Source organism: Gemmatimonadota bacterium (genome assembly GCA_040388535.1).
Classification (GTDB): Bacteria; Gemmatimonadota; Gemmatimonadetes; order Gemmatimonadales; family GWC2-71-9; genus Palsa-1233.
The window spans coordinates 147,309-159,841 of record JAZKBR010000001.1 but is presented as its reverse complement, the minus strand read 5'-3'; the positions used below and the strand labels follow the sequence as shown (position 1 = coordinate 159,841).

Below are 12,533 nucleotides of genomic sequence, written 5' to 3'. Positions count from 1 at the left end.
TCATCTGTCATCCATCATCCGCTATCGCCGCTCAATCAGGATCTTCTGCGTCCCGCGCTCGGGTTCCCCTGGCGCGGGATTTCGCTGGGTGTAATGGCCATTTGGTCCGAGGACCCACGCCTGCCGGTTGTCTTCCAGCATCATCTCGAGCAGGCGACGCAGATCGGCGCGGTGCCGCGGGTCGTCGATCGGGACCGCGGCTTCGATCCGGCGCTCGAGGTTACGCGGCATCAGGTCGGCCGACGAAATGAAGACCTCTTCCTTGCCGCCGTTCCGGAACAGGAAGGCGCGGGAGTGTTCGAGGAAGCGGCCGAGGATCGAGATGACGCGGATCCGTTCGCTCACGCCGGCCACGCCCGGGCGCAGGCAGCAGATGCCGCGGATGATGAGGTCGATCTCTACGCCGGCGGCCGAGGCGCGGTAGAGTGCCTCGATGATCTCCTGATCGACCAGCGCATTCATCTTCGCGATGATGCGTCCCTGCCGCCCTGCCTTCGCGTGATCGATCTCGCGCCCGATGAGCTGCAACAGTCGCGGCTTGAGCCAGCGTGGCGCCACCAGCAGCTTGCGATAGCCACTCGGCGCGGCGAAGCCCGTGAGCACATTGAAGAGATCCGAGAGATCGGCGCCCAGATCAGGGTCGGCCGAGATCAGGCCGAAGTCGGTGTAGAAGCGGGCGGTGACGGGGTTGTAATTGCCGGTGCCGATGTGGACATAGCGCCGGATGGCATCCCCCTCGCGCCGCACCACCAGCAATACCTTCGCGTGGGTCTTGAGCCCGGCAACGCCGTAGCTCACGTGCACGCCGATATCCTCGAACCGCTTCGCCCAGCTGATGTTGTTCTCTTCATCGAAGCGCGCCTGCAATTCGATCAGCACCGCGACCTGTTTGCCACGCTCGGCGGCCTCTGCAAGCAAGCGGGCGATCTCGCCACCGGTCCGATAGAGCGTGATCTTGATGGCGAGGACATCCGGGTCCGCTGATGCCGCCGTGATCATCCGCTCGACCGAGTTCTGGAATGAATCGTACGGGTGATGGAGGAAGACGTCGCTTTCCCGAATGGCCGTGAAGAAATCGCGCCCTTCGGCGAGCCGGCGCGGTGTCGTCGGCGTGAACGGCGGATCCTTGAGGGTGGGGAAGTCGAGTGCGGCGATCGATGCGAACTGGCTGCCATCGAGCGGTCCCGAGACCTCGAAGACATCGTCCTCGGTGAGGGGCAGCCCTTCACCGGCATCAGCCTCGTTGAATTCCTCGATGAGCCTGGTGCGCAGCGCCGCCGGCATCGACTTGTGCACTTCGAGGCGGACCACCTCGCCAAAGCGCCGGTTCTGCACCTCTTCCTGGATCAGTGAGAGCAGATCTTCGGCGTCATCACTCGCGAGCGGGCCGAGCTCGAGGTTGAGATCGGTATTCCGGGTGATCCGGAAGATGTGCCAGCCGATGATCCGGACGCCGGGGAAGAGCGACTCGAGGTGCGCGCCGATCAGGTATTCGAGCGGCAGGAATTCGTTGGGTCGCGTGAGCGGCACCCAGCGAGGCAGTCGCTTCGGCACCTTCACCCGGGCGAACCGCGGCCGCCCGGTCTCATCGGCGAGGGTCACGGCCAGCGAGAGCGACAGATTCGAGATGTGCGGGAACGGATGCGCGGGGTCGACCGCGAGGGGGGTCAGGATCGGAAAGACGTGCGAATGGAAGAAGGCCCGGAGGTGATCGCGGTCGGCCTCGGGGAGGTCCTCGAAGCGATCGTGAACCCGGACGCCGTGACTTGCCAGGGCGGGGATCAACTCGCCCACCACGCAGCGCGAGTGCTGTTCGACCATCTGGCGAACCGTACTTCGAATCCCGACTAGTTGCTGCGTCGGCGTCATCCGGTCGGCGCCGTGCTCCAGTACTCGCGCCGCGACCTGCTCGCGCACGCCGGCGACCCGCACCTGGAAGAACTCGTCGAGATTGCTCGCGAAGATCGCCGCGAACTTCACGCGTTCGAAGAGCGGCGTCCGGGGATCGAGCGCTTCGTGGAGCACGCGGCGGTTGAACTCGAGCCAGGAGAGCTCACGGTTGAGGTACCAGGCGGGATCGCGGAAGTCGATGACCGGCCCGGCGGGCGCGTCGTCGTCATCGGTAACAAGGTGGAGCGGCTGGGCCTTCGGGTCGGCGTGCATCCGGAGTCTCAGGCGGCCTGGCGGATGACGCCGCCGCCCAGTACCCGGGCAGCACCGTCATAGAGCACACCTGACTGGCCCGGTGCAATCGCGCGCACGGGAGTCAGCAGATCGAGCGAGACGGTATCGTCACCGACGGCGCGAACGACAGCCGGGACCGCCTCGGCGCGGTAGCGCAGTTGCGCGAGACAATTGTCACCAACGCGCAACGGAGTCGCGAGCCAGTTGATCTCCTCGAGCGTGACCGCATGGCCGAGCAGGTCATCGGCGCCACCGACCACGACTTCGCGACTCACCGGATTGATGCCGACCACGAAGAGTGGCAACGAGCGCCCGCCGGGGAGCCCCTTCCGCTGGCCGATGGTGTAGCGCGCGAAGCCGTCGTGTTCGCCGATCACTTCGCCGGTGGTGGTGACGAGCGGGCCGCGACTCAGTGCCGGGGCATCGGCGGGTAGGCGCTTCTCGAGCACGCCGACATAGTTGTCATCGGGTACAAAGCAGATCTCGACGCTCTCGGGCTTGTCGGCGGTGAGAAGTTCCATCGCGCGGGCGCGCTGCCGGGTTTCGACCTTGCTCAGCTCGCCAACGGGCGTGAGCATCCGGGCCACGACTGCCTGGTCGATCCCCCAGAGGAAGTAGCTCTGGTCCTTCGAGCGATCGTCGCCGCGGTAGAGTGCGCCGTCGCGGGCGATGGCATAGTGGCCCGTCGCGATCGCGTCGCAGCCCAGCGCATCTGCGTGGGCGAGCAGGTCACGAAATTTGGTGAACGAGTTGCAGCGCACGCAGGGAATCGGGGTTCGTCCACGGGAGTACTCGTCCACGAAATTATCGATGACGCGTTCCGAGAAACGATCCTCGAGATTGAGGACGTAGTGCGGGATGCCAAGCTTGTGAGCCACGGCCTGCGCATCGTAGATGGAGTCGAGCGAGCAGCAGGGGCGATCGGGCACGTCGTCGCCGTAGCAGAAGAGCTTCATCGTCGCACCCACAACGTCGTAGCCCTGCTCGACGAGCAGGGCTGCCGCGAGCGACGAATCGACCCCGCCGCTCATCGCGACAAGGACCTTCCCCGGGCTAGGCACGACCGAGCGAGACTCCCAGCTTGCGAACCCGGTCGACAATCCCCGGGAAGATTTCGGCGACGCGGGCGATGTCCGCCTCGGTGGTCTCGTGACCGAGCGAGAAACGCAGCGTGCCGAGGGCCAGTGAGCGATCGATTCCCATCGCGACGAGCACATACGATGGTTCCACCGACCCGGTCGAACAGGCCGAGCCACCGCTGCACGCCACTCCCGCCATATCCAGATGCATCAGCATCGCTTCTGCCTCGGCCCCAGGGACCGAGATGCTGAGCACGTGGGGAGCGCGCACCGAATACTCGCACTGCACCACGAGGTCGGGGACGCTGGCCCGCAGGCGGTTGGCAAGTTCGTCGCGAAGCCGGATCATCTTGCTCACGTGGCCATCGAGTTCCTGCCGCGCGAGCAGCGCCGCTCGCCCCAGGGCGACTGCGCCCGCGACATTCTCGGTGCCTGGCCGGATACCGAACTGCTGGCCGCCGCCGTGAATGATGGATTCGATGATGTGGCGGTCGCGGACGATGAGCGCTCCGATTCCCTTGGGCGCGCCCAGCTTGTGTCCGCTGATGGAGAGGAGGGAACAGCCGACCGCGTCGAGGTCGATCGGCAGCTTGCCGTAGGCCTGCACGGCATCGCTGTGCAGCGGCACACCCGCGGCACGACATCGCGCGCCGATTTCGGCCATCGGCTGCACCACACCGACTTCGTTGTTGACCCACATCACCGACACCAGCGCCGGATGGGTCGCGAGCGCATCATCGAGCGCGTCGAGATCCACCATCCCGCAATCATCAACCGGCAAGATCGTTTCGCTGCCGCCAAGATGCACCACGGCGTGGGCAGCGGCGAGCACCGCCTTGTGCTCGATCGCGGTGGTGACGACGTGCATCGGCCGGCCCTGCGCGCGAGCGGCAAGAGCAGCCCCGATGACCGCGAGGTTGTCGGCCTCGGTGCCGCCCGACGTGAAGATCACCTGATTCGGCTCAACGCCGAGTGCTTCGGCAACTTCGCGCTTGCCCTGCTCGAGTCCGGCCTTGGCGGCGCGACCGAAGCGGTGCGACGACGAAGGGTTGCCCCAGGAGGCATTCAGGAAAGGGAGCATCGCCTCCAGAACTTCGGGGCGCACCGGAGTCGTCGCGGCGTGATCGAGGTAGACGGGTTCCATGGCCCCAAATCTAGTCGGGGCGGTCCTTCGCGGAATTCCCGGGCGCAACAGCATCCCGGAATCATCTGCCCTGCCCGTGGTTCCCGTAAGTGTTGCGAGGGAAGGAGTTACGCGATTGGTACCCGGCTAGAGGGAGCCGACTTCGAGGGTCATGATGTCGTCGACCAGCATCGTTTCGGCGGTCCAGAACGGCTCGCCATAGGCCGCGCGGATTCGCGAGCCGTAGTGCGCGTGCTGGGTCCGAAGCAGATCCGGGAGGGTTTGGCCGTTGGGGTAGAGCTCGCCCGCCTGGGTCACACCACCGAATTGCGATGCATAGCAGGCAACTGCAGCAAGCTTTCGTTCGAAGGTACTGGAGATGTCGACAATGAAGGTCGGCGGGACCGGATCCTCTCGATACGCGAGGGCGAAACAGAGCTTGAACGGCTTGAATGGCTCACCCGCCGCGGGATAGTTGCGGAGCCCCGCGAGGAAACAGGCGTCGCGCACCAGCTCCGATGCGATGCGGTGGTCCGGATGCCGACCCACGATGTAGGGGAGAATCACCACGCGAGGCCGCAGCGCGCGCAGTTGCTCGACCACGACCCGGCGCATTGCGTCGTTGTTGTCGAGGTGGCCGTCGGGGAGGCCCGCGTTGAGCCGCATCGACACGCCGAGGATCAACGATGCTGCGTCCGCCTCCTCGGCGCGAAGCTCGGGCGAGCCGCGTGAGCCAAGTTCGCCGCGCGTGAGGTCGAGGATGCCGGTACGGTGGCCCTGGTCAGCGGCCTTGGCGAGGGTGCCTCCCGCGAGCAATTCGGCGTCGTCGGGATGCGGGGCTACTACGAGGAGGTCGACGGTCATGGAAGAAAGGTACTGGAGAAGGGAGAAGGGAGAAGGGAGAAGCGTGTCACCCTGAGCGAAGCGAGGGGGCGGAGCTCAGGCTCCCTCGCTTCGCTCAGGATGACAACTTCGGCATCCCTTCTCCCTTCTCCCTTCTCCCTTCTCTTACTCATACCGCAGCGCCTCCACCGGATCCATCCTCGCTGCGCGATTCGCGGGGACGACGCCGAACACCAGCCCGATCAGCACCGACACGCCGCTCGCGATCACCGCGCTCCAGAGTGGCGGTCCGCTGTTCAGATGCAACACGAGCTTGAGCAATTCACCGCCGAGCATTCCCATTGCGATGCCGAGCAGGCCACCGAAGGCAGTGAGCGTCGCGGCCTCCACCAGAAACTGCCAGAGGATCTCGTTATGGGTGGCGCCAAGCGCTTTCCGGATCCCGATCTCGCGAGTGCGGTCTGTCACCGAGACCATCATGATCGCCATCACGCCGATCCCACCGACGAGAAGCGCAACCGAGGAGAGCGCGATCATCACCAGGAAGAACGCCGAGGTGAGCTTGTCGATGGTCTCGAGGATCTTGTCCTGGGTGAGCACATCGAAGTTGTTGGGGTCGGCGGGCCGCAGTGAGCGAGCGCGCCGAAGATTGGCGATGGCAGCATCCTGTGCGTCGACCACGCGGGTGCCGCGCTCCGCGAGCGTTGCGAGGAAGAGCCCGTTGGTCGCGTCGTAATGGAAGTTCTGCTGCGCAGCCCGGAAAGGAATCACGCCACCGTTCGTGGCACCTGGCGGAGCAAAGATGTTATCAGGTTCCGCAAACACTCCGATCACGGTGAACGGCCGTCCCCCGATCCTGACCACGCGCCCAAGCGGGTCGAGGCTCCCCATGAGGCGTTGCGCGGCCTTGTCCTCGATGACCAGTACCTGGGTCCCCGCGCTGAGCTCGCCCTTCGAGAACCACCGCCCGCGCAACAGGGTGCCGCCCTGAATTTCCACGTAGGAATTGTCGGCCCCGTAGACCAGCAACGGCTGCGAGCCCTCGCCGGCGAAACTCATCCGTTGCGGTACCTGCACCCAGAGCCCGGCGTGCCGGATTCCCGGCACCTTGGAGAGTGCCTCGGCGTCGGCCTCTGAGAGGATGGGGCGCATGCGCACTTCGGCCGGCAACCGGTCAGGATTGAGTGGCGTCGAGGAGTAGAAGCGGATGACGTAGAACGACTGTGGCGATGCATTCGCAATCGATGCGAAGATCTGGGAGCGAATGCCCTCGACCAGGGAGGCCATCACCATCACGGTCGTGACACCGATCACCACACCGAGGATGGTCAGCGCGGAGCGAAGCTTGTTGCCGCGCATTGCTTCGAAGGCCAGAACGACCCCTTCCGACACGTTTGCCAGGCGGAAGGCCATCGTTACTCCTGTCGCAGCGCGGCGATGGGGTCGAGTCGCGCGGCGCGCGACGAGGGATAGACGCCGAACACGATGCCCGTCGTGACGCCAAGGACCAGGGCGATGGCGACCGACCACCACGTTACCCGTGCCGGGAGCGGGGTGAAGGCGGCCACAGCCTGGGCCAGAATCCACCCGGCACTGACCCCGATGATGCCTCCGAAGCTGCTCAACAGGATGGTCTCGACGAGGAACTGACGGAGAATGTCACGTCGATTGGCCCCGAGTGCCTTGCGTACACCGATCTCGCGGGTGCGCTCACTCACCGACATCAGCATGATGTTCATGATCACGATCCCGCCGACCACGATGCCGATACAGACCACGGCCGGTACCACGGCGAAGAGCAGTGCCGTGAGCGATTGCCAGAAGGCGATAAGCGCGTCGGCCTTGTCTACGGTGAAGTCGTTCTCCTGACGCGGGCGCAGCCGGTGCGCCAGCCGCATCGCCTCCTCGGCCCGATTCATTGCCGACGGGATCTCCTCTGCGTCGCGCATCTTCACCGAAATCACGGTGGTGGAGCGCCGCCCGTAGATCGACTCGAACGATGACAGGGGCATCAGCACGAAGCCATCGAACGACTGCCCCAGCGTGGTGCCCTTCTTGGCGGTGACGCCGCGCACTTCGAACTCCCGTCCCGCCACGCGGACCCTCTTGCCGATGGCCATCTCCGGCGTGGGGAAGAGCTTGTAGGCCACGTCCCAGCCGAGCACGACAACGGCGCGACGACGCTCGAGATCGGGTTCCGTGAGTTCCTGCCCCGCGGCGAAGATGTAGTCCTGCACCAGCTGGTAGGGCGGGGTGATACCGAAGATCAGGACTCCCCCGACACTCTGATTGCGATAGACGACATCCGACGCCGGCGTCGGCCAGCCCGACTGCAGCGCCACGGCTTCCGCGTCCGGGAGTGCTCGCGCCACCATGGCGGCGTCGTCGCGCGAAATCAATGGGCGCATGCTGAGCCGGCGCACTTCCTCATCGTCGAGCAGCCCGACCGAGATCGGCGTGCGGCGCACCTGAAAGGCGTTGGTGCCGATCATCGCGCCGGTGAGGTTTTCCCGAACATAGAAATTCATTCCCTGGATCACGGCGACCACGGTGACGAGGAAGCCGACGGAGACGATGATGCCGAGGAGGGTGAAGAAGGATCGGAGCTTGGCGCCCCAGATCGTGGCGAGGGCGAGGCGGAGGGCCTCGGAGTAGGGCATCCATGAAAAGTAAGACCTACAAGCGAGAAGCGAGAAGGGAGAAGGGAGAAGCGAGAAGGGAGGAAAGCCGCGAGGCCAGCACCTCAATGAGATACCGGCCCCTGTGCCGTTCGCGCTTCTCCCTTCTCCCTTCTCCCTTCTCGTCCTATTCGTACCGCAACGCCTCGATCGGATCCAGTCTCGCCGCCTTGTTGGCGGGGTAGAGGCCGAAGAGGACGCCGGTGACGATCGACGCGCCGATCGCGGCGGCAACCGACCAGAGCGGGATTTCTGCCGGGATCGGCGTGAGTGAGTGAATCCCCCACGCAATCAGGGCCCCCATTGCCATCCCGCAGAGTCCGCCGAGCAGGGTGAGCGTGGCGGCCTCGACCAGGAACTGGAAGAGGATTTCGCCGCGGGTGGCCCCCAGCGCCTTGCGGACGCCGATCTCACGGGTGCGCTCGGTGACCGAGATCATCATGATTGCGACGACCCCAACGCCGCCGACCATCAGGCCGACGCTCGAGAGCACCAGCATCACCAGGAAGAAGCCGGCGGTCATGCTGTTGAACGACTCCATGAACTGATCACCCGAGACCAGATCGAAGTTGTTCGCTTCGCCCGGCTTGAGGCCACGGTAGACTCGCAGCGCCACGGTGACTTCATCCATCGTGGCCGTCTGGGTGCTGAGGCTCGTCGGGAATACCGACACCTGCAGCCAGCCCCAGTTGAAGGTGGCCGCCTTCACGAACGTCGTGTGCGGCACGACAAACTTCGGCTGCTTCTGGTCGGAGAAGAGCCCCGATGGGTCCTCGTACAGCCCCACGACCGTGAACGGCAGCCCGAAGATCTTGATGACCTTGCCGACCGGGTCCAGACCGGGCGTCAGCTTGTCGGCTGCCGCCTTGTTGATGACCACAACGAAGGAGCCGCTGAGGTCTTCGACCGGGGTGAAGTTGCGGCCATCCTTGAGCTCGCCGCCTTCGACCTCGAGCCACGCGGGGCTCATCCCCTCGATCTGGGTGTCCTCGAAGGACTTGTCACGGTACGAGACCCGCGAACTCGAACTCTCGCGCAGGTTGACGGCCGCTACCGACGGGAGCCTGCTGATCATCTCCGCCTCTTCGCGGGTGACCTGCGGGCGGCGGCGCCACGGCGACATCTCATCGGTGCCGTCGGAGATCTGCAGCCCGGCGCGGAAATAGCGCATGACGTAGAACGACTTCGGCCCCGCGCGCTGGACGATCTCGCTGACCGAGCCCTGGATGCCGGTGATCATCGAGGCCATCGCGATGACGACCATCACTCCGATCGCAATCCCGAGAATGGTCAGCGCAGCACGGAGCTTGCTCGCACGCACCGAATCGAGGGCGAGAGTGACACCCTCTGCGGCGCGGGCAAGGAGGTTGCCACGACCCAGGGTCTTGCTCATTCCTGCCTCAATGCGGTGATAGGATCGAGCCGGGACGCCTGACGCGCCGGGTACACCCCGGCGACCATCCCGACGAAGATGCCGAGGGCCACGCCCACTCCGATCGACCAGGGAGCCACCGCAGCCGGCAGTGGCGAGAACGCCCGGATGGCGAAGGCCAGGACGATGCCGGCTCCGATCCCGAGAATGGCACCCGTCACCGAGAGTGTGGCCGACTCGACGACGAACTGCGCCATGATGTCCCGTCGCTTGGCACCGAGGGCCTTGCGGACCCCGATTTCACGCGTGCGTTCCGATACGGCCATCAGCATGATGTTCATGATGACGATCCCGCCGACCACGAGCGAGATCGCGACCAGCCCGGGGAGCGCCATGAAGAGCACGCGAGAGATCTTCTTCCACCCCTCGAGGGCCGCCTCGACCGACTCCAGATGGAAGTTGTCGGGCTGACCTGGCTTGAGGCCGCGCCGCACCCGCATCATCACCCGGACCTCTTCCATCGCCGCATTCATCTGGTCGGGATTGATCGCCTGGATATGCAGATCGTCGATGACGTGCGGACGGTTCGCGATCCGCCGCGCCGGGGAAGTGACTGGTGTGATCACGAACTTGTCCAGCGAAATGCCGAAGAGATTGCCCTGCTTCGCGACCACGCCGATGACGCGATGCGGCAGGCCGGCAATACTGATGGTCTGGCCAATGGGGTCGCGGCCATTGAAGAGCCGATCGCCCAGCTCGTAGCCGAGGACGACCACGGCCGCACCGATGGTGACCTCTTGCGGCGAGAAGGCGCGTCCTTCGACGATGTCGTAGTGCTTGATCGTGAAGAACTCGGCATCGACGGTATTGACGTCGATATCCTTGGCCTGGCGCCCCTGCCAGGTGAGTGTCGCGCGGTCGAACCCGGAGCGGGCAAACCGCGCCGGCACCTTGAGGTTGGCCTCGACGTAGGCCGCATCCTCGGTGGTGATGCGCGGATTGCGCTGCCAGCGGCGCCAATCCTCGTCGCTCGCATCTCCCGTCTGGATGTTCGGGCGGGAGCGGAGCTGGAAGGTGTTCACACCGATCAGGGCCCCGGCGAACTTGTCGGTCATGTAGACATTCATTCCCTGCACGATCGACACAACCGCGATCAGGAAGGTGACGCCGATGAGCACACCGACCAGGGAGAAGAAGCTCTTGAGCTTCTGCGCCCGGATCGAGGTCAGCGCCAGCCGCACCGCCTCGAAGAGTGGCATCTCAGGCCGCCGCGCTGCTGGAAGGCACCGGATTCAGCTTGTCGGAGTCGACCTTGCCGTCGCGGAGGATCACAACGCGGCGGGCGTGTGCGGCGATGTCCGGTTCGTGGGTCACGATCAGTACCGTCTGACCCTGCGCGTGCAGCTGTCCGAACACGCGCATGATTTCCTCGCTCGTCGCCGAGTCGAGGTTGCCGGTCGGCTCGTCCGCGAGCAGGATTGACGGCTCGTTCACGAGTGCGCGGGCAATCGCGACCCGCTGCCGCTGACCACCGGAAAGTTCGTTGGGCTTGTGGTGCATCCGCTGCCCCAGCCCGACCCGCTCCAGGGCCGACTCTGCCCGCTGCTTCCGTTCCTTGCCGCCGATGCCGGCGTAGACCAGCGGGAGCTCGACATTCGCGAGCGCCGAGGCGCGCGGCAACAGGTTGAAGGTCTGGAAGACGAAGCCGATCTCGCGGTTGCGAACCCGCGCCAGATCGTCATCCGCCATCTGGGACACTTCGTGCCCGTTGAGCCAGTACTTGCCTGCGGTCGGTGTATCGAGCGCGCCGAGCATGTTCATCATCGTCGACTTGCCGGAACCGGAAGGCCCCATGATCGCGACGTATTCGTTCCGCTTGATGGTGAGGTCCACCCCGCGAAGGGCGAGCACACGCTCGCTCCCCATCACGTATTCGCGGGTGATGCCCTCGAGGCGAATGATGTCATCGCTCACGGCTTCTTGACCTCCATCCCTGCGGGCGCTGCCTTCACCTTCGTCGAGTCCTTCATGTCGCGGATCGCCTGATAGGAGCCGGCCACCAGCGTTTCGCCGGCCTTCAGCCCGTCCAGCACCTCGAAATATTCGTCGCCGGCGATGCCGACCTTCACGGCGCGGAACATCGCGACCCCATTGTTCACGACGAAGACACCCTCACGCTCCTTCGGCTTCTTGCCATTGGCCGTGTCGGCCGGGCTCTTCGGTGCCGCGGGCTTCGTCTCGCTGCCGACGACCTCATGCGCGCGAGCGGTCAGTGCGATGATCGGAATGCTGAGGACGCTCTTCCGCGTATCGGTGATGATCCGCGCCGTCATGCTCAGGTCCGGCCGCACGTCGGCCGGTGGATTGGTCAGGGTGACTTCCACTTCGAAGTCGACCGCGCGATCTGCGGTGCCGCTGCTGCCGGCCGCCGTGGTCGCCGCGCTGTTGCCGACCTTGGTGACCTTGCCCACGAACGCCGTGTCGGGGAAGGCGTCGATCGAAACCGAGACCGAATCGCCCAACGCGAGCCGCACGACGTCGGTTTCGTCGACCTTGACCTTGGCCTGGATCACGGAGAGATCGGCGATCCGCATCAGCAAGCCGGTTTCACGCGAGAAGGTGCCTGGCACGGCGACTTCGCCTTCCTCGACCGCCAGCCGGACGACCCGACCCGAGATCGGCGAGAAGAGCCGCGTGCGTGCGAGGTTGTCCTGGGCTTCCTTGAGTGAGGCGCGAGTCTGCATCACGTTGGCTTCGCTCGACTTGAGATTCGCATCGGCGACGTCGAACGCCTGCTGGGCCTGCTCCATCGACTCATCGGTGATCAGCGTCGGCGCCGTCTTCTTCAGTTCCTTCGAACGATCGAGTGCGCGCTTGGCCTGATCGCGGTTGGCACGCGACTGCATCAGCTGCGCCTCGACCGAGGTCAGCGAGGCGGTGGCACGATCGACGGCGCCCTTGAACTGCACCTGGTCGAGCTCGACGAGCAACTGACCCTTCTTCACCAGGTCGCCTTCCTTGACCGTGATCGCGGTGATACGCGCCGTGACTTCCGACGAGATATCGACCTGGCTTTTCGCCTCGATCTTGCCGCTGGCCGTAACCGCGGCGACCAAGTCACGATTACCGACCTGTTCGAGCTTGACCTCGACGGGCTTGTTCTTGCCGCGGGCGCCACCGAGGATGGTGACCGCACCGAGCACGATCACGACCAGTCCGATTCCGAGTCCGATCTTGGATCCACGAGACATCTG

10 protein-coding genes are annotated in these 12,533 nt (G+C 65.0%); all 10 read right to left on the bottom strand.

Going from position 1 to position 12,533, the window contains the following annotated elements; all coding sequences use genetic code 11:
- Nucleotides 1-21: 21 nt before the first annotated feature.
- A complete protein-coding gene (gene ppk1, locus V4558_00690; protein MES2303991.1) occupies nt 22-2,163 on the bottom strand; it encodes a polyphosphate kinase 1 in 2,142 nt (713 codons plus the stop codon).
- Between the two features lie 8 nt (nt 2,164-2,171).
- On the bottom strand, nt 2,172-3,245 hold the full coding sequence (gene mnmA / locus V4558_00685) for a tRNA 2-thiouridine(34) synthase MnmA (protein ID MES2303990.1): 1,074 nt from the start codon (nt 3,243-3,245) through the stop codon (nt 2,172-2,174).
- The gene (locus tag V4558_00680) at nt 3,238-4,407 is read right to left on the bottom strand and encodes a cysteine desulfurase family protein (GenBank protein ID MES2303989.1); all 1,170 of its coding nucleotides are present in this window, start codon (nt 4,405-4,407) and stop codon (nt 3,238-3,240) included. The genes mnmA and V4558_00680 overlap by 8 nt, the downstream gene beginning before the upstream one ends.
- Nucleotides 4,408-4,533: 126 nt before the next feature.
- Nucleotides 4,534-5,250: a bacillithiol biosynthesis deacetylase BshB1 gene (bshB1, locus tag V4558_00675; protein ID MES2303988.1), complete on the bottom strand. Its 717-nt coding sequence runs from the start codon at nt 5,248-5,250 to the stop codon at nt 4,534-4,536.
- A gap of 144 nt (nt 5,251-5,394) precedes the next feature.
- Nucleotides 5,395-6,642, bottom strand: a complete 1,248-nt coding sequence (locus tag V4558_00670) for an ABC transporter permease (GenBank protein ID MES2303987.1) — start codon at nt 6,640-6,642, stop codon at nt 5,395-5,397.
- A gap of 2 nt (nt 6,643-6,644) precedes the next feature.
- On the bottom strand, nt 6,645-7,889 hold the full coding sequence (locus tag V4558_00665; GenBank protein MES2303986.1) for an ABC transporter permease: 1,245 nt from the start codon (nt 7,887-7,889) through the stop codon (nt 6,645-6,647).
- Between the two features lie 145 nt (nt 7,890-8,034).
- Complete coding sequence (locus V4558_00660) at nt 8,035-9,300, bottom strand: ABC transporter permease (GenBank protein ID MES2303985.1); 1,266 nt, start codon at nt 9,298-9,300, stop codon at nt 8,035-8,037.
- Nucleotides 9,297-10,538, bottom strand: a complete 1,242-nt coding sequence (locus tag V4558_00655) for an ABC transporter permease (protein ID MES2303984.1) — start codon at nt 10,536-10,538, stop codon at nt 9,297-9,299. Before V4558_00655 ends, V4558_00660 begins: the two co-directional genes overlap by 4 nt.
- Nucleotide 10,539: 1 nt before the next feature.
- Nucleotides 10,540-11,205 (bottom strand): ABC transporter ATP-binding protein, encoded by a 666-nt coding sequence (locus V4558_00650; GenBank protein MES2303983.1) that lies wholly within the window; start codon nt 11,203-11,205, stop codon nt 10,540-10,542.
- A gap of 44 nt (nt 11,206-11,249) precedes the next feature.
- Entirely contained in the window at nt 11,250-12,530 is a 1,281-nt protein-coding gene (locus V4558_00645) for an efflux RND transporter periplasmic adaptor subunit (protein MES2303982.1), read from the bottom strand.
- Nucleotides 12,531-12,533: the final 3 nt, after the last annotated feature.